The following is a 20,321-nucleotide window of genomic DNA, read 5'->3' on the forward strand; positions in this document are numbered from 1 at the left end:
AATTGTGACCGCGTCTGCCTGCGATTTGAGCATCGGCAAGCTCAAGCTTTCCAACAGAGCCTTGCTCGCGCCGATGGCGGGCATAACCGACAGCGCGTTTCGCGCGGTTGCTGCGCGTTTTGGTGCCGGGCTTGTCGTGTCCGAAATGATCGCCAGTGCATCACTGGGGGCCGGGCAGGCCGACATGAAACGCCGCCTCAACAAATCGGGGCATTTGCCGCATGTGGTGCAATTGGCCGGTTGTGAAGCCCGTTGGCTGCAATTGGGAGCACAGATGGCTGCGGATGCGGGGGCCGAAATCATCGATATCAATTTCGGGTGCCCGTCAAAAAAGGTGACCAATGGCTATGCCGGCTCCGCCCTTATGCGCGTGCCGGATCAGGCGTTACGGCTGATTGAAGCGGTTGTTGCGGTGTCACCTGTGCCCGTGACTGTGAAAATGCGTCTGGGTTGGGACGATGACAGCCTGAATGCGCCGGACATTGCCAGGCTGGCAGTCAATGCGGGGGTGCAAATGATCACTGTGCACGGCCGTACCCGTCAGCAATTTTACAAGGGGCACGCCCGTTGGGCTTTGGTACGCCCAGTTGTTGAAGCGGTGGGTGTGCCAGTCATCGTCAACGGCGATATTACCGACTTGTCGTCTGCCATTGACGCTTTGGCCCAGTCCGGCGCGCAAGGCGTGATGCTGGGACGCGGTGCGCAAGGGCAGCCCTGGCTTGTCGGCCAGATTGGTGCTGCACTGAATGGTGAAGCCATTCCGGCAACGCCGACCGGAGATGATCTGCTGCAACTTGTTCTCGCGCATTACGATGCCATCCTTGACGAATATGGTGTCTCGATTGGTGTGCGCGTCGCACGGAAACATCTGGGCTGGTATTTCGATGCAGCCGGTATGCAGGTGGATCCTCAGGTTCGGCGCCAACTGGTGACGGAAGGCGATCCTGCAAGTGTCATCGCCATGATCACTGATATTTTCACCGACAACATCAAGGTGGCCGCATGACGGATTCGAAACCGGAAATCCGCAACGCCATTCTGCAATCCCTGCCGCAGCCGGTAATTGTGTGTGAGCCGGGTAACCGGATTTTACTTGCCAATTACGCAGCTGAGGCTTTTTTCGGCGTGTCGTCTTCCGTTTTGACGCGGCAGAGGCTGGATGATCTGATTGCCTTCGGTTCGCCCATTCTGGGGCTTGTTGATCAGGTCAATGCGCGCAAGGCCCCCATGACCGAGTACCGGATGTGGGTTGGTTCCTCCCGCTTCGGCGACGAACGGGTGGAAGAGCGTATTATCGATGTCTATGCCAGTCCGATTTCCGAGTATGACGGCCAGGTCGCGTTGCTGTTTCAGGAACGCACCATGGCCGACAAGATTGACCGGCAATTGGTGTCGCGTGGCGCTGCGCGCTCGGTGACCGGGCTTGCCGCCATGCTGGCCCACGAGATCAAGAACCCGTTGTCGGGCATTCGCGGGGCTGCGCAATTGCTAGAACAGTCTATTTCCGAAGATGACATGCCTTTGGCACGTTTGATCCGCGACGAGACGGACAGGATCGTCGCGTTGCTGGATCGGGTGGAGATTTTTGGGGATGAGCGCCCGCTGGAACGGGAGTCGATCAATATTCACGTGGTGCTGGATCGGGTCAAATTGCTCGCCAGCAATGGTGTGGCGCGTGGAGTGACGTTTTCCGAGGATTACGATCCTTCCTTGCCGCCCGTGTTTGGCAACCGGGATCAGTTGATTCAGGTGTTTCTCAATCTGGTCAAGAACGCTGCCGAAGCTCTAGAACGTACCCAAAATCCGGAAATCCGTCTCTCGACCGCATTCCGCCCCGGTATCCGCATCAGTGTTCCGGGCGTCAGGGAACGCATTTCCTTGCCGCTGGAAATCATCATTGAAGACAATGGTCCCGGCGTGCCGTCCGATATTCTGCCATTCCTGTTCGACCCATTTGTAACAACGAAATCAAATGGTTCTGGTCTTGGTCTAGCGCTTGTTGCGAAGATAATCGGGGACCATGGTGGGGTGATCGATTGTGACAGCCGACCGGGAAGAACCCGCTTTCGTATTCTCCTGCCGGTCGCCGGACGGGCGAGTGAAGCCAAAATAAAAGTGAGTGCTGAATCATGAGCGGACAAACCATCCTTCTCGCCGACGATGATGCGGCCATTCGCATGGTGCTGAACCAGGCATTGACCCGCGCCGGCTATGAAGTCCGGCCTACGGGTAATCTGTCGACCATGTGGAACTGGGTGTCACGCGGGGAAGGGGAGTTGCTGATTACCGACGTGGCATTGCCGGACGGCAATGCGTTTGAACTCATGCCCAAGATCAAGAAGTTGCGGCCTGACCTGCCGATTATCGTGATGAGTGCTCAAAATACCTTCATGACCGCCATCCGTGCTTCGGAAGCGGGGGCTTATGAATATCTGCCAAAGCCTTTTGACATTGGCGAAGTTCTGGCTGTGGTCTCGCGTGCCTTGGCGGAAATTAAAAAAACCACCCGTGCTGAACGAAATGTCGAAGATGGCGCAGAGAGCATGCCACTTGTTGGCCGGTCGGCTGCAATGCAGGACATTTATCGGGCGCTGGCGCGATTGATGCAGACTGATCTTACGGTCATGGTTTCGGGCGAAAGCGGCACAGGCAAGGAATTGGTCGCCCGCGCCTTGCATGATTTTGGTAAGCGCCGGAACGGGCCTTTTGTTGCGATCAATATGGCTGCCATTCCACGCGATCTTATCGAGGCGGAACTGTTCGGGCATGAGAAGGGGGCATTCACCGGTGCCACTGCTCGTTCTTCCGGTCGTTTCGAGCAGGCAGAGGGCGGCACGCTTTTTCTCGATGAAATCGGCGACATGCCGATGGATGCCCAAACGCGTCTTTTGCGCGTTCTACAGGAAGGGGAGTACACGATGGTTGGGGGTCGCACGGCGATCAAAACCAATGTACGCATCGTTGCTGCCACGCACCGCGACTTGAGCCAGATGATCAGGCAGGGCCTGTTTCGCGAAGATCTTTACTACCGCCTCAATGTCGTGCCGCTGCGCTTGCCGCCCTTGCGGGAGCGTGGCGACGATATTGCCGACCTCATTTCCCATTTTCTACGCGCGGCCCAGCGAGACGGCGAACAGGCCAAGGTCTTGACCCCTGAGGCCGTCAAACTGCTGCAGCAATACAGCTGGCCGGGAAACGTGCGCGAACTTGAAAATCTGGTGATGCGTCTTTCCGCACTCTATACCGACGAAACCATTTCTGCCGAAATTGTGCACCACGAACTCAATCTTTCGGACCGTCCGGCGGGCAATGGAAACAGTGGGCCGGCAGATGTGTCGACTGCCGTAGAATCCCATGTGGCGCAATTGCTGGCGGAGAGCGAACCGAACCTGCCACCCTCGGGGCTTTACCAACGCGTTCTCGACAAGGTGGAGGCTCCCCTGATTGCCATGACGCTCAATGCATGTGGCGGCAACCAGATCCGGGCCGCCGACCTTTTGGGGTTGAACCGCAATACCCTTCGCAAGAAGATACGCCACCACGGGATTGAAATCGTTAAACAATCCCGTCGTTCGTAAGTGCCCGTCCACTGTGTTTTCTTCCATATGTGCGGGGCTCGCTCCGCGCTACTGTCACATTTTGGCAACAACATCCTTGATCAATCGCCGTAATTAGGCCAGTTTCAGCACGAATGTGCCTGGGCAGGGCAGCCGCCAGCGCGAAGTGTGACATGCAAGACACGACAAAACAGACCGAAGCCACGCCAACGGCGGGAAATGGCGCAGGGGATGGTCCAGTTGCCTTCCAGCGCGCGCAGGCGCGTGGCAGCCATCTGATCCGCTATTTCGGCTTTATCGTTGTGTTTGCCTCCGTACTGGTCGCGTCAGGATCCTTCCTTATTCTGACGGGCGCGACAGATATCGAGCCGGCACCCGAGCTTTGGACCGCTATCTGGGTGGTCAACGGCCTGCTGGTTCTGCTTGTCGTGGCTCTGGTGCTCACCGAGGTGACGCTTCTGGCGCGGGCCCGGATTGAGCGACAGGCGGGTGCCCGGTTGCAGGTGCGCATGGTCACCATGTTCACCCTGATGGCAACGGCACCTGCCTTTGTTGTGGCGATTGTTGCGACCGTGGCGCTCAATCAGGGATTGGACCAATGGTTTTCAGAGCGCACGCGCACCATGGTGGAAAGCTCGCGGCTGGTTGCGCGGTCCTATATGCTCGAACACTCACAGGTTCTCAGGGACGATATCATTTGGGTGGCAACCGAATTGGAAGCTGCACGCGCAACCTTTGAGACCGACCGGGACCGGTATCAGCGCATTTTGACAGCGCTTGCGGTCACCCGGTCTCTCCCGTTCACCTCGCTGATTTCCCGTGATACCGACACCCTTATGCGGGCGCAAATCAATGTGCCTGGTGCGCCGCCCACAATGCCTGCTTCAATCATGACGGATGTCGAGGAAGGCGTGCCGACATTGATTGCGCCAGGATCGACTAATCTCGTGGGTGCGGTGGTGAAATTGCGTGGGTATGAGGACACGTTTCTGTTCGTGGCGCGTCCTGTCGATCCGGAAGTTCTGGAATATATGCGTCTGACGGATGAGAATATCACTGAATACAGGCAATACGCGTCCAACCGTCTGGTGTTCCAGATCACCTTCACGATCATGTATGTCGGTCTGGCGCTCGTGCTGTTGCTTGCAGCGCTATGGATCGGCATCGCCTTTGCCAACAGGTTTGTCGCGCCTATCCGAAATCTCATGGTCGCGTCAAACCGGGTGTCGCAAGGTGACCTCAACGTGCGCGTCCCCATCGAGGAGCGCGAGGGTGATCTTCATGACCTGGCTTCCGGCTTTAACCGGATGACCCGGCAGCTTGGCAGTCAGCGCGAGGCATTGATGCTGGCGAACGAAACCAATGAAAAGCGCCGCCAGTTTACCGAGGCGGTTGTGGAAGGCGTTTCCGCAGGGATCGTGGGATTGGACCCTTATGGCGCGGTAACGCTCGTCAACGCGACAGCCTGTAATGTTTTCGGCAAAATGGAGGTCGAGTTGGTCGGTGAGGATCTGGCCGAGGTCGTGCCGCAACTCGCATCGATCGTGGAGCGCGCGCGCTCGTCTCGCCGGGGTCAGATGCATGACCAGATCCAGATCGGCAATGAGGCTACGGCCAGAACCTATCAGGTGCGCTTGACCCGTGAGGGTACCATGACGGAATCAAAGGGTTTCGTCATCACGCTCGACGATATGACCGACCTGATGGCGGCCCAACGCACCAGCGCCTGGGCCGACGTGGCGCGCAGAATTGCCCACGAGATCAAAAATCCGCTCACGCCCATCCAGCTTTCCGCTGAGCGCCTACGGCGGCGATACGCCGACAAACTGGTCGATGATTTTGATGTATTTGATAAATGCATCTCCACCATTGTGCGGCAAGTGGGGGATATCGGCCGCATGGTGGATGAGTTCTCCTCCTTCGCACGCATGCCGACTGCGGCATTGGCCCAAGGAGACCTGTCAGACACGATACGTCAGGCCGTATTTCTGGAAAGTGTGCGGCAACCGGAGATCACGGTTCAGGCTGATTTGCCACATGAGGCCATTATTGCGGATTTCGACGACAGGCTGATCTCTCAAGGCTTGACAAATTTGATTAAAAACTCGGTTGAATCCATTGAAGCTGTTGGTTTAGGCGAGATTGCAGATCCCAAAATTGTGGTTTCCGCCACGCTGGAAGGCCCGATGGTGCACATCAGGGTTTGCGACAATGGCAAAGGCTGGCCCAAGGAAAATCGCCAGCGTTTGCTGGAGCCTTATATGACGACCCGAGACAAGGGCACGGGCCTTGGCCTTGCCATTGTTGCCAAAATTATAGAGCAGCATGGCGGGAGCGTAGAACTGGTGGATGCCGATCCGGACACGTCCGGTCGGGTTGGTGCTTGTTTCAGTATAAAATTACCACTCAACATCCGGGAGCTTGATCACGATGGTCAGGCGCTGGAAAAAACCCGTGCGGAAGAAGTCGGGAGAGAGGGGCAGCGTATTGGCGCTGTCATGGATAAATAATGGCATTTGATATTCTGATTATTGATGATGAGAACGACATCCGGGAACTGATTGCGGGCATTCTGGAGGATGAGGGGTATGAAACCCGTCAGGCCCATGACGCTGATTCCGGACTTGAGGAAATCATGCGGCGGCGTCCCAATCTGGTGTTTCTGGACATCTGGATGCAAGGGTCCCGGCTCGACGGACTGCAACTGCTGGACGAGTTTCAACGGCAGCATCCGGACCTACCGGTTGTCATGATTTCCGGGCACGGCAATCTGGAAACTGCGGTATCTGCCATTAAACGCGGCGCTTATGATTATATCGAGAAGCCGTTCAAAATTGACCGGTTGCTGCTGATCACACAGCGCGCCATGGAGGCCAGCCGTCTGAAGAGTGAAAATGAGGAATTGCGCGTTCGCTCGGCTAGTTCTGGTAATGAGCTTGTGGGTGTCTCCGCAAGCATGGGGCATATCAGGGGGTTGATTGACAAATCTGGCCCCACCAATTCGCGTATATTCATTTCCGGGGCGTCGGGAACAGGCAAGGGACTTTGTGCCCGCATGCTGCACAAGCGCAGCTTGCGCTCGGGTGCCTCGTTCGTTGAAATCAACGCCTCTCTTTATGATCCGGATGAAGTGCCGGTGGTATTGTTCGGGCGTGAAAGCCAGGACAAATCAGGGTTGCTGCAGACCGAGATTGGCGCTCTTGAACGTGCCCACGGGGGCACGCTTTATCTGTCAGAGGTTGCCGCCTTGCCCCCGGCTGCGCAATCGTTGTTGTTGCGCACGCTGGTGGAGAATACATTCAACCGGGTTGGGGGGCAGGTATCTGTGCCTATCGACGTGCGTATCGTCACCTCCAGTTCCCAGAACATTGGCGGCTTGATCGAGGCCGGTCAGTTCCGTTCAGACCTGTTTCATCGATTGTCAGTCGTGCCGATTCAGCTGACACCGCTGAAAGAGCGCCGCGAAGACGTACCGCTGCTGGTCGACATTTTTGTTGAGCAGATATGCCGAATGCACAATTTGCAGCGGCTGGTCATCGGTGACGATGCACTTGCCGTTCTGCAGGCGCAGGATTGGCCGGGAAATGCCCGGCAGTTGCGCAATTCCATCGAGCGCTTGTTGATCCTCATGAAGGACCAGTCACCCGAAAACGGGGTCATTACCGCAGCGATGCTGCCGCCTGATATTGGCGAGGTTCTGCCGACGATTGGAGATACAGATGCCTCGGCGCATTTGATGAGTTTGCCCTTGCGTGAGGCGCGTGAAGTATTTGAAAAACAATATCTTTTGGCGCAGATTGAGCGTTTTGGCGGGAATATTTCCAAGACCGCTGAATTTGTGGGCATGGAACGCAGCGCATTGCATCGTAAAATCAAGTCGCTCGGGCTATGATGGCGTGCTAATCAGCCCACCGAACGTCCAGCGCAGAGGATCCCATGCGAGTTATTATTAGCGGCGCCGGCCAGGTTGGCTACGGTATTGCCGAAAAACTCTCGATCGAGGGTATCGAAGTCACCGTCATCGACAGCAATGCCGATCTGGTGCAGCGCGTCCGCGATACACTGGATGCGCGCGGTGTGCATGGCCATGGTTCGCACCCCGATGTACTGGCGCAGGCCGGGGCGAAGGATGCTGACATGTTGATTGCGGTTACCCAGGTGGACGAAGTCAATATGACTGCCTGTCAGGTGGCGCATTCGATTTTCGAGGTGCCCACACGCATTGCGCGGATTCGCTCGCAAACTTATCTCAGCCCGGAATGGGCCAACCTGTTCGCACGCGACCATTTGCCGATCGATGTGATTATTTCGCCGGAGATTGAAGTCGGCGATCTAATCCTGAAGCGCATGGCCTATCCGGGTGCCTCGGAAATCGTCTCCTTTGAAGATGACAAGGTGATGGTAATCGCGGTTGATGTGCGTGAAGACTGCGCGGTCATCAATACACCGCTCCGGCACCTTACCGATTTGTTCCCCAACCTTCAGGCGACCGTAATGGGGGTGCGCCGTAACGGGCAAATGCATGTGATGAGTTCCCGCGAAAGCCTGATTGCCGGGGACCAGGCGCTGGTTGCTGTGGCAAAAGACCAGGTTTCCCGTGTTCTCGGGCTGTTCGGCCGCGATGAGCAGCCGCCCTCACGTGTGGTCATTGGCGGCGCGGGCAATATCGGGCGCTATGTGGCCCGCAAGCTTGAGGAAAGCGGGGAGGGGATCAATGTCCGGCTCGTCGAAAACAACCGGCATATTGCGCAAATTGCGGCAGAAAGCCTGAAGCGTTCAATTACCGTATTCGGTGATGCGCTGCAGGAAGATATTTTGCGCGAAGTCGATATTCGGGACGCTCAGATGTATCTCGGGCTGACCAATGATGATGAGACAAATATTCTCTCGTCGGTGCTCGCAAGCGAATTGGGCTGCAAAGCCAATTTTGCGCTGGTCAACCAGCCGCAATACCCGCGCTTTGCAAGGCGCCTGGGTGTTGACGCCTTTATCAACCCGCGGACAGTCACGGTTTCAAAAGTCCTGCGCCATGTGCGCCGTGGCCGGGTGAGGGGGGTCTATTCGCTGTTTGACGGGGCGGCGGAGTTAATCGAGGCAGAAGCGCTTGATACCTCTACTTTGGTAGGCAAACCCTTGCGCGAGTTCAATATCGGTCCGGGGATTCGCATCGGCGCGATTATGCGCGGCGATGAGGTGATCATGCCTCATGGAAATGTGCGCATTGAAGCGGGGGACTTTGTGGTCGTGATGGCACTTGCGGCGCAAGTGCGGCAGGTGGAGCAGATGTTCCGGGTCAGTCTGGACTTCTTTTGACACAGAAACACGACTGACGGTTGGCCGGCGGGCTCCTGCGGTCATTTCCAGACATTCACAAAGCGGATGTTACCCACGACACTGGGGGTGGTTGGGCTTGACTGGTATGCAGGATTGTTGATGTATGCCATAGTATTGTTTGTTGTAATCAAAATATTTACAAGGGGGCACACGCTGGTTGAATCCCACTCAGGGCGGCAAAATGCTTTTGAGGCGGTGAAAACTTGGCAGTCAGCTACCTGAGAGGCCAAAAACATGCCCAATGAGAAGGCACAGAATTTACAGGATTCTTTCCTGAATCACGTACGCAAACAGAGGGTTCCGTTGACGATTTTTCTCGTGAATGGTGTAAAACTTCAGGGCGTTATTACGTGGTTCGATAATTTTTGTTTGTTGCTGCGTCGCGATTCCCAGTCCCAACTGGTATATAAGCACGCGATTTCTACGATAATGCCTGGCGCGCCGATTCAATTGTTTGATCCGGAACAGGGTGGAGGCGACAACGACACAACGTCGTAAGGCCGATTCTATGGAAGCTCCGGAGGCGGATTCGTCTCGCGGAGGTCCACCGCGCTTTGTGGACAACCGCCGCAAGCAAACGCGGTGCGCCTTGGTGTGTCCGGACCTTCATCTGAAGCTCAACCAGCGTACGCTCGATGCCCGCAGAAGCGAGTTCGAGGGCCTTGCGCGTGCAATTCGGCTCAATATTGTCATCTCGGATACCGTGCGATTGCGTGAAGTGCGACCGGCCACATATCTTGGCGGTGGTTATGTCGAGACACTTGCAGAGCGGGTGAAGCAGCAGGACATCGAACTCGTGCTGGTCGATGCACCGTTGTCACCAATCCAGCAGCGCAACCTTGAACGGCAAACCGGCGCGAAGGTGCTGGACCGGACTGCGTTGATTCTTGAGATTTTTGGCGAACGCGCTGCAACCCGCGAGGGCGTGTTGCAAGTGGAACTGGCGCACCTGAATTATCAAAAAGGGCGGCTCGTGCGGTCGTGGACTCATCTGGAGCGCCAGCGCGGCGGCGGCGGGTTTCTCGGTGGTCCCGGTGAAACGCAGATCGAAAGCGACCGGCGGCAAATCCAAGATCGGATCACGCTCTTGGAGAAACGGCTTGAGAAAGTCGTGCGCACCCGCGGCCTGCAACGCAAGCCGCGCGATGCGGTGCCTTACCCTGTGGTGGCGCTTGTCGGTTATACCAATTCGGGCAAATCGAGCCTGTTTAACCGGATTACCGGGGCTGAGGTGATGGCGCAGGATTTGCTGTTTGCCACACTCGACACTACGGTGCGCCGTGCCCATCTGCCGCATGGCCGGGATATCATGGCCTCTGACACGGTGGGGTTTGTTGCCGATCTGCCAACCGACCTGGTGGCCGCTTTCCGCGCGACCCTAGAAGAAGTCACCCAGGCAGATATCATCCTGCATGTGCGCGATGTCGCCAATCCTGATCACGTGGCGCAAGCCTCCGATGTGTTGGGCGTTTTGGCGGATCTTGGCATCAGTTCGGAAACTGTGCCGATTATCGAGGTATGGAACAAGATTGATCAGCTGGCACGCGACGAGGATGGTAATATCCCCGCGCTTGAGAATGTGACACCGGCGGGGCGGGTTCAGGCCCAGGTTGCGGTTTCGGCGCTAAGCGGCGAGGGGATTGGTGATTTGTTCGCCGCGGTGGAGGAGTGTCTTGCACTCGGTAGTCGCGTTTTCCGTATCATGGTGCCGCATGAAAATGGTGATGATATCGGCTGGATCTATGCCCATGGTGAGGTAATCGGGCGGGCGGAACCCGATGATGAGGGGACCGAATATTCGGTGCGGGTGCAGCCGCGCTTCTATGCAGCGTTCCAGACCCGGTTCGGCAAACGCTTGCAACCCTCAGATATTGCCTGATTTGTCGGCAGCACGGATTTCATTCCAATAGGTTTCCAACTGGCACAACCCTGCATCCCCGATGGGGGTATTGTCTTCGGTGCAACGCTGTTCGACATACGTAAACCTGCGGGTAAACTTGAGATTGGCGTCGCGTAATGCCGCCTCAGGGTCTACGCCGATATGCCGGGCCAGATTAGCGACCGAAAACAGCAGGTCGCCGATTTCCTCCGTCATGGCGGCCTTGTCGTCCTGGTCGACGGCTTCGGAGACTTCCGCCAGTTCTTCTTGGCATTTGTCCATGACCTGTCGCCAGTCAGGCCAGTCAAAGCCAACCTTTGCCGCGCGTTTTGAGAGTTTCTCTGCACGGACAAGCGCCGGCAAGGGGCGGGGCACGTCATCGAGCACAGAAGGTTGGGTATTTCCCGATTTCTCGGCCTTTTCCGCGCGTTCTTCTGCCTTGGCGTCCTCCCAGCGGCCCTTGGCGCCGCCGGCATCATTGGCCGATTGTTCGCCGAATACGTGCGGATGTCGCCGGATCAGCTTTTCCGTGATGGCGAGAATGACGTCGCCTATATCGAACAGACCGCGTTCGCGCGCCATCTGCGCGTGATAGACCGGTTGCAACAACAAGTCGCCGAGCTCGACGCGCAGATCGTCGAAATCCTGGCGTTCGATGGCGTCCGCCACTTCATAGGCTTCTTCAATCGTGTAATGCCGGATGGACGCGAAATCCTGTTCGATATCCCATGGACAACCCGAAACCGGATCGCGCAAGGCCTCCATGATTTCAACAAGACGGCTTAGGTCACGGGATGGCTGCATGGGGCTGGCTCACTGCTCTGAGAATCATTCTCGCCAAGTGTAGCGCATGGCGCTCTCGTGTGCAGGGTAAGGGAAGAGTGCCGGACACGTAGCTGTTCGGCACTCCGACGCGCTGCCGTCCTGTGCATGTGTGTTCGGCGGCAGACTAAAACACCACCATCTGCCATCCATACCAGTTATTCGCATAATATATATTATGGAACTTTTAAATAGGCGACGACAGTAATGTCGTCGCCTTCAAACCTTTGGCTTAGCTTGTTTGGGCGCTGCCAAAATCAAGGTTGGCGGGCCTTGGAAGTATCGGCCCCTTGCCACTGACAGGTACACTTATATCAACTTCTTCAAGTTTGAAGTTTCTTGCCCAACAGGCCCCTGAGCCTTTTAGAAAGAACCCGTAGTGAAGGCTGACTGAATCATCGGAAATTTCGAAAACCACATGCCGTTTGGTCCATGGCTTTGTGCCGATGAGCGGTCCGTCAGGACGACGCAGCTCAAGATTGTCAAATTGCAACGTCCCTCTTGGACCATCTACCCTGAACCATAAGGTAGCACCCGTTTCGACATTCTCGGTGCGCAACTCGGCTTCCAGGCGCAAACGTTTGCCGAGAAAAGGCGCCGCATGGACACTCTGCATCAATGTACAGAAATCATTTCCAGCGATTTCCCGCGATAGGGCCGCCCTTGATTTTATAAGCACTGTGGATTTTAGGTCAGGATCCAAGCCCACATCAAAAAGGTTCGGGCTGCTGCCTGTCTTCATCCAGTCATCAGGTAATCTGAGTTGTGAGACAGCTGCCGCTTCCTCGATCTTTGCGCTGAGAATATTCCATTCCGGCACACCAAACTGTCTGGCGATAAGCTCCAGACTATCACTATGAGAGATTTCGATATGCCGATCAGCCAAAGCTTGCCGAAGTAGCTTGGCCACAAGCTTCGCATCCATGAAATTGTACATGGTTCAATCCTTTTGATGCGGGCATTATGTTGTCAGCGCTTGCGTTACTGAAGACTTGCCCGATTAAAAAAGATCAAACCGGTCCAAAATTGTGCATTCACCATCCCGCCAGGGTGCAAGCAGCCGGTCGCACAAACCGTTCAAAATGATGTTCTTCAGATTATGCGATGTCAAGCCGATGCCTGCGGAGAGGTAAGGTGCGCGATGGCTAACGCGACAGCACCTTGCCGGCGGTCACGTCGATCACCATGCCATCATAAGCTGGCGACACATGGGCTGGCGTTGTCGCATCAACATGGGCGTAGTCCATATCGATATGCATATTGGTCAGCACGGTCTGGCGCGGTTTCAGACGTTCCACCAACGCCAGTGATTCCGGCAAGCTCAAATGACTTGGATGCGGCAATGGCCGCAATGCGTCCAGAACCCAGACATCGAGGTCAGAAACGGCACTCAAGGACGATTGCGGCAAGCCGCTGAGGTCGCAGGAATAGGCAAAATTGGCGATGCGGAAGCCAAGCGAAATGATGTTGCCGTGTTCCTGGGCGAAGGCGGAAATACGTATCGAACCGCCCGGCCCGTCGATCTCGATTTCTTCGCCAGCCTCAAATTCATGCGCATTCAGGATTGGCGGATAAGGACTGCCTGGCGGTGCTGTGAAGCAATAGCCGAACGCTTCGCGCAATCGTTGGCCGGTCGCCTTCGAAAAATACACGTCAACGCGTTTGCGGTTGTTCAGCGCCAGCACGCGCAAGTCGTCAATGCCGTGCGTATGGTCGGCATGTTCATGCGTGTATAATACCGCATCGAGCTGAGTGACATTGGCGTCCAGCAATTGCTCGCGCAGATCACAACCTGTGTCGATGATGATCTGTGTTGGCGCTGCGCGGTCATCCCGCGTGCCGGTCAGCAATAGCGAGCAGCGACGGCGACGGTTGCGTGGATTGGCCGGGTCACAATCACCCCATATATTGCCCACCCTTGGCACGCCGCCAGACGAGCCGCAGCCCAGTATCGTTGCTGTGATTTGCTGTGCTGGATCCGCCATAGGTCAACGAATCCCGGTTTTAGCGAACAGTCGACCAAAATTGCCTGTCGTCTGATCCGCCAATGTCTCGAGGTCGACGCCACGTAATTCTGCGAGCTTTTCAGCGGTATGGCGCACGAATGCCGGTTCGTTCGATTGGCCGCGATGCGGAATTGGCGCGAGATATGGCGCGTCGGTTTCCACCAATATGCGGTCTGCGGGAACAAATTGGGCCACTTCCTGTATTTCAGCGGCATTTTTGAACGTGACGATACCTGAGAAGGACACGTAGCCGCCCAGTGCCAAGCCACGCCGGGCCAGTTCGGCGCCTGAGGAAAAGCAATGCAAAACAAAGGGGAAAGCCCCCTTCCCTGTCTCTTCCTCAAGGATCGCAATCATGTCTTCATCTGCAGAGCGGCTATGAATGACCAGCGGCAGGCCGGAAATGCGGGCGGCGGCGATATGGCGGCGAAACCCGGTTTCCTGCGCATCGCGCGGGGCATTGTCATAGTGATAGTCGAGCCCGGCCTCGCCAATGGCGACGCATTTGGGGTGTTCGGCCAGCCGTAGCAGGTCTTCGGTGTGGATATGCAGTTCTTCGTCGGCATTATGCGGATGGGTGCCGATGGAACACCATATATTGTCGTAAGCCTCTGAAATTGCTTTTAGTTTTTCGAACTTCTCTACCCGGGTCGAAATGGTCACGCAGCCAGAGACACCGGCGTTGCCCATACGGGCTATCACGCCGTCGAGATCAGCCGACAGTGCGTCGAAATCGAGATGGCAGTGACTATCAATCAACATCAGGCAGTGGCCTCGGGGGCTTCTTTCTCCACATAGCGCGGGAATACGCCTTCAGGTGCCGGCAATGCAACACCCGGGGTCAAACGGCCGGGTTCCCCCAGATCTGCGAAATTGCGCCTGTCGGATTCTACACTCAGCAGGTTCAGCAACTTGCCGGCGGATTCGGGCATCACTGGCTGGGCGAGAATGCCGACCTGCCGGATAATTTCGGCCGTGACGTAGAGTACCGTCTCCATGCGTGCAGGATCGTTCTTGCGCAACGCCCAGGGTTCCTGCGCGGCGAAATAGCGGTTGGTGTCAGCGACGACCTGCCAGACAGAGGCCAGCATCTGGTGCAAAGCCTGTTGATTGACGGCGCTGCGCGCCTGTTCCAGCAACGCATCTGCTGCATCGAGGATTGCTTTGTCTTCCGTCGACAGCGCGCCAGGTGTTGGCACCTGGGCCCCACAATGTTTGGCGACCATAGACAGGGATCGTTGCGCCAGATTTCCCAGATCGTTCGCCAGATCGGCATTGATACGATTGACGATGGCTTCATGGCTATAGGAGCCGTCCTGACCGAACGAGACTTCGCGCAGAAAATAATAGCGCATGGCGTCAACGCCATAGTCTTCAGCCATCGCGAAGGGATCGACCACATTGCCGACCGACTTGGACATTTTCTCGCCGCGATTGAACAGGAAACCGTGAGCAAAGACGCGCTTGGGCAGTTCAATGCCGGCGGAAAGCAAAAAGGCGGGCCAATAGACGGCATGGAACCGCACGATGTCCTTGCCGATCATGTGCAGATTGCAGGGCCAGAAGCCACTACGCGGGGTATTTTGCTCTGGAAATCCGGTTGCTGTGAGGTAATTGGTCAACGCATCGACCCAGACATACATCACGTGCTTTTCATTGCCCGGCACCTTCACGCCCCAATCGAATGTGGTGCGCGAAATCGAGATGTCTTTCAGGCCGGATTTAACGAAGCTGGCGACTTCGTTGCGGCGTTCCGGCGGCATGATGAAATCGGGATGTGCATCAAAATGCGCCAACAGCTTGTCGCCATAGGCCGAAAGCCGGAAGAAATAGCTTTCTTCCTCAACCCATTCCACGGGCGATCCGAGCGGCTCACGCCGTACGCCGTCATCGCCGAGCGTGATTTCCTTCTCGTCAAAAAAAGCTTCCTGACGTACCGAATACCAACCCGCATAGGTGTCGAGATAGATATCGCCCTTCTCTTCCATCCGCTTCCAGATGGCTTCAGAAGCACGGTGATGGCGCGGCTCGGTGGTGCGGATGAAATCATCAAACGAAATGTTCAAGGCTGACCACAAGTCTCGGAAAACATTGGCGTTTCGCGTGGCAAGTTCGAGCGCGGTGATGCCCTCTTTCTCCGCCGTTTGTTGCATTTTGAGCCCATGCTCGTCCGTGCCGGTCAGAAAGAACACGTCCTTGCCATCGAGACGGTGAAAGCGGGCAATCGTGTCGCTGGCCAGCGCTGTATAGGCGTGGCCGATATGCGGGACACCGTTGGGGTAAAAGATCGGCGTGGTGATATAGAATTTTTCTTTGCTCATGACTGCCCGTCGGGCGCGAGGTGCATATGCAGGCGTGCATGCTGCCTCAGCGCATCAAAAATGGAAACCAGTGTCTGCCGTGCATCGAGATTGTAGGCATCGGCATCGGCAAACACAGCGTGTGCCTTGTCCCACAGGTCAGTTGCAGAGGCAAGACGATTGCGGGCACCTGGCCCGGCCGTTGCGGCGGCCCGCGCTTCATTGGCCATCCAGCCAATCAGCATTTCGCGGGCGAAAGCGGCTTCCGCGCCGCCGGCTTTGGCTATGGCATCGGCCAGCTGCAGGTATACGCCCGCAGGTTGGGTTCCGGGCGCGCTCAACCAGCGCTGCAGCGTATCGAGGGTTTGAAGGCCCTCAATCATCAGTGCTTCGAATGCACGCTGTGGCCGCCCTTCTGCCAGATCGACAGCCCGATGCAGTACGTCATTTTCCGTATCCGGCATCTGGTTCATGATGATGCGTTCGACATCGCTGGCGGTCAGGCCGCGCAAAGCATAGGCATGGCAGCGGGATCGGATGGTTGGCAAGAGCGCGCCCGGCCGATGCGACACCAGCAAGAACAGTGTTTCAGCAGGTGGCTCTTCGAGAATTTTCAGCAGCGCATTGGCTGAATTCTGGTTGCAGTCGTCAATACTGTCGACCACGCAGATGCGATAACCGGCGCGCCCTCTCGTCTGGCGCATGCGCAACTGCACGTCACGCACGTCTTCAACCCGGATTGCCGCATAAAAGCTGCTGGAATCGCGAGGCCGGCGCCTGAGCGTGAATATATTCGGATGTACACCGGCGGCGATCTGCTCAGCGACCCGTTCCGCCGGCTCGTCGCCGGTCTCGCTCAATATGTGCTTGGCGAGGGTAAAGGCCAGGCTTGCCTTGCCTATGCCGCGCGGCCCGTGCAGCAGGATAGCCCCTGGCAGGTAACCCGTCCGGTTTTGTTCAACCAGCGTATCAAAAGCGGCTTTGTGGCCGATGAGTTCGGGAGCCTGCTCCGGCAGAAGGATGCCCTGAAGCTGATCTGGTTCGCGTTGCGGGTCGTTTGCGCTCACGCGGTCGCCTCGCGGATCAGTTCGGGAAACTTTTGTGTTACAGCAGACCAGATTGCCTTGGCGAGCTCACTTTCCGGCTGATCTGCCGAGATAACGACGCACCTGTCCGGGTTTCTTTCGGCAATCTCAAGAAACCCCTTGCGCAGACTGCGATGCCAATCGAGGTCTTCTTTTTCAAACCGGTCAGCCACCGCAGGAATGCCATCTTCAAGCGCCCGTTGGGCGACCCGTTTGAAAGCTTCTTCAGGATCCATATCGAGAATGATCGTCAGGTCGGGTTTGTGCCCATTCAGTGCGAGGTCTTCGAGTGCTTCGATCAGGGTGTCATCGACGCCCCCGGTCAGGCCCTGATAGGCGCGGGTTGAATCGTGAAAACGATCACAAATGACCCAACGTCCGCTGGCGAGATTGGGCGCGATCAACTGGTTCACATGGTCGAGGCGTGCAGCGGCAAACAATGTAGCCTCAGCGCCTGGGCCCCATTCCTCCGAGCGGCCCTGCAAAATGAATGATCTGATAGCCTCTGCCTTCGGCGTCCCCCCCGGTTCGCGGGTGCGCACAGCCGCGATGCCGAGCCGGGTCAATCTGGCAAGCAGTCGCTTGACCTGCGTGGATTTGCCAACGCCCTCGCCGCCTTCAAAAGTCAGGAAGCGGGCGTTTGTTGGTAATTTGGCTTCGGCCATGGGAGGGGTATCAACTCTGTTTGGTCACAACCAGCCAATGGCCAGTTCTTTGAGTGCATCGGACGCGCGTCGGACAATGTCGCCTTCGGCCACCGACTCGGCAGCATAAAGCGGCGCGGCCTGGATAAGCTGGCCATCGCACAAGACCTGCAATTCGGCAAGCTTTGTGCCTTTTTCCACCGGCGGGCGAATAGGCGCCTGGTAGGAAATGCTGGCAGAAAGGCATTTGCGTGAACCTTTGGGTATATAAAGGTCAATTGCCCCCTGCCCGATTAGCGCAACATTGGGTGTTTCGCCACCATAAACGTTGGCGTAGCCCACTGTTTCGCCATCCTTGAATGCGGGCAACCGTTCAAAACTTCTCGTCCCCCAGGTCACCAGTTTACGTGCTTCTTCGGCCCTTTCGCGCATGGACTTGAGACCATGCAGCACGGCGATCAGGCGACGCCCGCCTTCGGTCGTGGAGACGACCTCGCCGTAGCCGGCACTCTCGGTGTGGCCTGTTTTAAGCCCGTCGACGCCAATACCCATTTCCAGAAGGGAATTGCGGTTCTGCTGGGTAATGCCATTCCATTCAAATTCCGGTTCAGCAAATATGCCGTAGAATTCGGGGAATTCAGAGATGATGTAGCGCGCGAGGCTCGCAAGGTCACGTGCGCTGACATACATGTCCGGGTCGGGCAGTCCGGCGGCGTTTGTGAAATGGGATTGAGTGAGACCTAGTTCCTCGGCCTTCTCGTTCATGATGCGGGCGAACGTTTCTTCGGTGCCACCAATGCCTTCGGCCAAAGCGATGCTGGCGTCATTGCCGGACTGGATAATGACGGACTTAACCAGATCACCTACACGGACTTTGGAGTTCAGCTCGGCAAACATGGTGGAACCGCCAGACGAGGCACCACCGTCACGCCATGCGTGTTCGGAAATAAAAAATTCGTCATCGAGTGACAAACGGCCCGATTTAAGCATGTCAAAGACAACCGCCACGGTCATCAGCTTGGCCATGCTGGCCGGTTCCATCTTCTCGTCGGCGTTCTTCTGGTAAAGAACCGTGCCCGATTCATAATCCATCAGAATGGCAAACGGTGCCTTGGTATCAAAATCGAGCTGTGCAAAGGCGGCGCCTGTCCAAAGCACGCCGCATGCCGCCAGCAGTATCGCTAAAAATCTAGTCATCATTTGCCACAATATTCACAGAGCCAACGCTTCCTCAAAATGCGGGATGCGCGCGCCTGCTCTCCTGTATTTCAGATACTAATACAGAATGGCGTCCGTAAGGCCAAGCTGCATGGCGCGTTGCGTGGCATCCTGCCGGGTTGCGCCAGGCTTGAGGTGGGTCAGCGTGAGGACGGTTGCAGGCTTGCCGCCAATGGCAATCTGCTCCGCATCTACGGCGCCGATTAATGCAAATGCCTGTTCGACATTGCCGGCATTGATCGGGTCAGCAAAAACACCCAGCTGAAACCGTATGGCGCGGGCATCATCGTCAATGCTTTCGCGCCAGCCGTTCAATGCTTTTGGTCGATTGGCCATAGCCTCTGTGGCGGCGAAGGCGCTGTCGATCAGTTCGGCTGCCTTGCTGGAATCTACGGCCTTGTCCGGTGCGTAAAATAACGGACCAAGTCCGGTACTGCTCACAGTGCTGGCTGTGGCGTTGACAACGTTGAAGCCCTGAGGGGTAACGAGCACATTGTCGCGTGGCCTTTCTGCAGACCACGAAGCGGGAAACGCCACCAATTGGTCGCGTTGTGGCTCTGGTGTTGCCACCATGGCGATACGCGTATCCTGTTGTGTGCTGCGCTCCATTTGCGTTGGCTTGTTGTAGCTTGCCATCAGCATGCGTGTATCGTCGCCCTCGAGCGGTGCCTTCCCGACATATTTGACCCGCACACGCGCCGTGCCCTTATTGGTGTAGTCGAGCATTTCAGCAGCGCGCCGGGACAGATCAATTTCGCGATTGCCGACAAATGGCCCGCGATCATTGACGCGCACCATGATTGAACGGTTGTTCTCGAGATTGGTCACGCGCACATAGGATGGAAGCGGCAGCGTCGGATGCGCGGCAGTCAGCGCAAACTGGTCGAAGATCTCGCCATTGGCGGTGTGGCGACCATGGAAATTCGGGCCATACCAGGACGCCGCGCCGGTTGAATCATAGTTCGGGTCTTCTTTCGGCGTGTACCAGTTGCCAGCAACCTTATAGGGCTTGCCGACCTGATAGCGCCCGCCCCCTTTTGGAACGTTTTTTGATGTGGTCACTCGTTTGGACGCGGACACCCCATATTTGCTGGAACTGAATTTGGTTTTCGTATTGATGAAATCCGAGACGCCGGACATGGCACCACAGCCCGCCAGCAATGGAAGGACACAAAACGCCAATACGCCATTGCGCATTGCCGCTCTCAAGCTGCTCGTGCCGATTGTCTGCCGCATATTATCCCTACTCAAGTCATAAGAATAATAGCCGAATCCGACCCAATATTGGGGGCGGTCTGTCGGCATGGTTAGAGAAATGATAACGCCCCGCCTCCCCACACCGGCAAAGAGGAGGCTGGCACGCTTGCGTCGCTCTGTTTAATCATATAAAGAAATCTTTATATCCACTCAGAGGCACGTTGAGACACTTGGTCCCTCGCAGAGGACGTAAGCTCAAATCCCTTTCGCGCAGCAGGT

16 protein-coding genes and 1 pseudogene are annotated in these 20,321 nt (G+C 56.5%); 8 read left to right on the plus strand and 9 right to left on the minus strand.

The annotated features are described in order from the left end of the window. Window positions 1–4: 4 nt before the first annotated feature. The 8 genes from dusB to hflX all read left to right on the plus strand — a co-directional run bounded on the left by dusB (window position 5) and on the right by hflX (window position 10,770). Window positions 5–1,006, plus strand: coding sequence for a tRNA dihydrouridine synthase DusB (gene dusB / locus L1P08_RS03145; protein WP_303618555.1), 1,002 nt, complete (start codon window positions 5–7; stop codon window positions 1,004–1,006). Continuing rightward, window positions 1,003–2,133 carry a two-component system sensor histidine kinase NtrB gene (locus L1P08_RS03150; RefSeq protein WP_303618556.1) on the plus strand — a complete coding sequence of 377 codons (1,131 nt, stop codon included), beginning with the start codon at window positions 1,003–1,005 and terminating at the stop codon, window positions 2,131–2,133. Before dusB ends, L1P08_RS03150 begins: the two co-directional genes overlap by 4 nt. Continuing rightward, window positions 2,130–3,578: a nitrogen regulation protein NR(I) gene (gene ntrC, locus L1P08_RS03155; RefSeq protein ID WP_303618557.1), complete on the plus strand. Its 1,449-nt coding sequence runs from the start codon at window positions 2,130–2,132 to the stop codon at window positions 3,576–3,578. The genes L1P08_RS03150 and ntrC overlap by 4 nt, the downstream gene beginning before the upstream one ends. Window positions 3,579–3,730: 152 nt before the next feature. Further along, a complete protein-coding gene (locus tag L1P08_RS03160) occupies window positions 3,731–6,067 on the plus strand; it encodes a sensor histidine kinase NtrY-like (RefSeq protein ID WP_303618558.1) in 2,337 nt (778 codons plus the stop codon). After that, window positions 6,067–7,449 (plus strand): nitrogen assimilation response regulator NtrX, encoded by a 1,383-nt coding sequence (gene ntrX, locus L1P08_RS03165; protein ID WP_303618559.1) that lies wholly within the window; start codon window positions 6,067–6,069, stop codon window positions 7,447–7,449. Before L1P08_RS03160 ends, ntrX begins: the two co-directional genes overlap by 1 nt. A gap of 44 nt (window positions 7,450–7,493) precedes the next feature. Beyond that, window positions 7,494–8,870, plus strand: a complete 1,377-nt coding sequence (gene trkA / locus L1P08_RS03170) for a Trk system potassium transporter TrkA (RefSeq protein WP_303618560.1) — start codon at window positions 7,494–7,496, stop codon at window positions 8,868–8,870. Window positions 8,871–9,125: 255 nt separating this feature from the next. Further along, entirely contained in the window at window positions 9,126–9,389 is a 264-nt protein-coding gene (gene hfq / locus L1P08_RS03175; protein ID WP_303618561.1) for an RNA chaperone Hfq, read from the plus strand. A 94-nt stretch (window positions 9,390–9,483) separates the two neighbouring features. Continuing rightward, window positions 9,484–10,770, plus strand: coding sequence for a GTPase HflX (hflX, locus tag L1P08_RS03180; RefSeq protein ID WP_303618562.1), 1,287 nt, complete (start codon window positions 9,484–9,486; stop codon window positions 10,768–10,770). On the opposite strand, the gene mazG is transcribed toward hflX, so the two are convergent. The 9 genes and pseudogenes from mazG to L1P08_RS03225 form a co-directional block, all read right to left on the minus strand. After that, a complete protein-coding gene (mazG, locus tag L1P08_RS03185) occupies window positions 10,756–11,574 on the minus strand; it encodes a nucleoside triphosphate pyrophosphohydrolase (protein ID WP_303618563.1) in 819 nt (272 codons plus the stop codon). The genes hflX and mazG overlap by 15 nt on opposite strands. A 796-nt stretch (window positions 11,575–12,370) precedes the next feature. Continuing rightward, window positions 12,371–12,529: pseudogene (locus tag L1P08_RS16390) on the minus strand (glyoxalase superfamily protein); the annotation flags it as partial. Between the two features lie 208 nt (window positions 12,530–12,737). After that, window positions 12,738–13,577, minus strand: a complete 840-nt coding sequence (locus L1P08_RS03195) for an MBL fold metallo-hydrolase (RefSeq protein WP_303618565.1) — start codon at window positions 13,575–13,577, stop codon at window positions 12,738–12,740. Window positions 13,578–13,580: 3 nt separating this feature from the next. Beyond that, the gene (locus L1P08_RS03200) at window positions 13,581–14,360 is read right to left on the minus strand and encodes a TatD family hydrolase (RefSeq protein WP_303618566.1); all 780 of its coding nucleotides are present in this window, start codon (window positions 14,358–14,360) and stop codon (window positions 13,581–13,583) included. Then, complete coding sequence (gene metG, locus L1P08_RS03205) at window positions 14,360–15,919, minus strand: methionine--tRNA ligase (RefSeq protein ID WP_303618567.1); 1,560 nt, start codon at window positions 15,917–15,919, stop codon at window positions 14,360–14,362. The genes L1P08_RS03200 and metG overlap by 1 nt, the downstream gene beginning before the upstream one ends. Next, window positions 15,916–16,965: a DNA polymerase III delta subunit-related protein gene (locus L1P08_RS03210; protein ID WP_303618568.1), complete on the minus strand. Its 1,050-nt coding sequence runs from the start codon at window positions 16,963–16,965 to the stop codon at window positions 15,916–15,918. The genes metG and L1P08_RS03210 overlap by 4 nt, the downstream gene beginning before the upstream one ends. Next, window positions 16,962–17,648: a dTMP kinase gene (tmk, locus tag L1P08_RS03215; protein ID WP_303618569.1), complete on the minus strand. Its 687-nt coding sequence runs from the start codon at window positions 17,646–17,648 to the stop codon at window positions 16,962–16,964. Before tmk ends, L1P08_RS03210 begins: the two co-directional genes overlap by 4 nt. Window positions 17,649–17,672: 24 nt before the next feature. Further along, entirely contained in the window at window positions 17,673–18,824 is a 1,152-nt protein-coding gene (locus L1P08_RS03220; protein WP_368077124.1) for a D-alanyl-D-alanine carboxypeptidase family protein, read from the minus strand. A gap of 78 nt (window positions 18,825–18,902) precedes the next feature. Further along, entirely contained in the window at window positions 18,903–20,081 is a 1,179-nt protein-coding gene (locus L1P08_RS03225) for a septal ring lytic transglycosylase RlpA family protein (protein WP_438268432.1), read from the minus strand. Window positions 20,082–20,321 lie beyond the last annotated feature (240 nt).

The organism is Mariluticola halotolerans (assembly GCF_021611515.1).
GTDB classification, from domain to species: Bacteria; Pseudomonadota; Alphaproteobacteria; order Rhizobiales; family Devosiaceae; genus Mariluticola; species Mariluticola halotolerans.

Coding starts and splice junctions, on each gene's coding strand:
- tmk (WP_303618569.1), bottom strand. CDS start 17,648: ATGGCCGAAGCCAAATTACCAACAAACGCCCGCTTCCTGACTTTTGAA.
- metG (WP_303618567.1), bottom strand. CDS start 15,919: ATGAGCAAAGAAAAATTCTATATCACCACGCCGATCTTTTACCCCAAC.
- ntrX (WP_303618559.1), top strand. CDS start 6,067: ATGGCATTTGATATTCTGATTATTGATGATGAGAACGACATCCGGGAA.
- L1P08_RS03150 (WP_303618556.1), top strand. CDS start 1,003: ATGACGGATTCGAAACCGGAAATCCGCAACGCCATTCTGCAATCCCTG.
- L1P08_RS03220 (WP_368077124.1), bottom strand. CDS start 18,824: ATGACTAGATTTTTAGCGATACTGCTGGCGGCATGCGGCGTGCTTTGG.
- L1P08_RS03195 (WP_303618565.1), bottom strand. CDS start 13,577: ATGGCGGATCCAGCACAGCAAATCACAGCAACGATACTGGGCTGCGGC.
- trkA (WP_303618560.1), top strand. CDS start 7,494: ATGCGAGTTATTATTAGCGGCGCCGGCCAGGTTGGCTACGGTATTGCC.
- ntrC (WP_303618557.1), top strand. CDS start 2,130: ATGAGCGGACAAACCATCCTTCTCGCCGACGATGATGCGGCCATTCGC.
- hfq (WP_303618561.1), top strand. CDS start 9,126: ATGCCCAATGAGAAGGCACAGAATTTACAGGATTCTTTCCTGAATCAC.
- L1P08_RS03200 (WP_303618566.1), bottom strand. CDS start 14,360: ATGTTGATTGATAGTCACTGCCATCTCGATTTCGACGCACTGTCGGCT.
- L1P08_RS03160 (WP_303618558.1), top strand. CDS start 3,731: ATGCAAGACACGACAAAACAGACCGAAGCCACGCCAACGGCGGGAAAT.
- L1P08_RS03225 (WP_438268432.1), bottom strand. CDS start 20,081: ATGCGGCAGACAATCGGCACGAGCAGCTTGAGAGCGGCAATGCGCAAT.
- mazG (WP_303618563.1), bottom strand. CDS start 11,574: ATGCAGCCATCCCGTGACCTAAGCCGTCTTGTTGAAATCATGGAGGCC.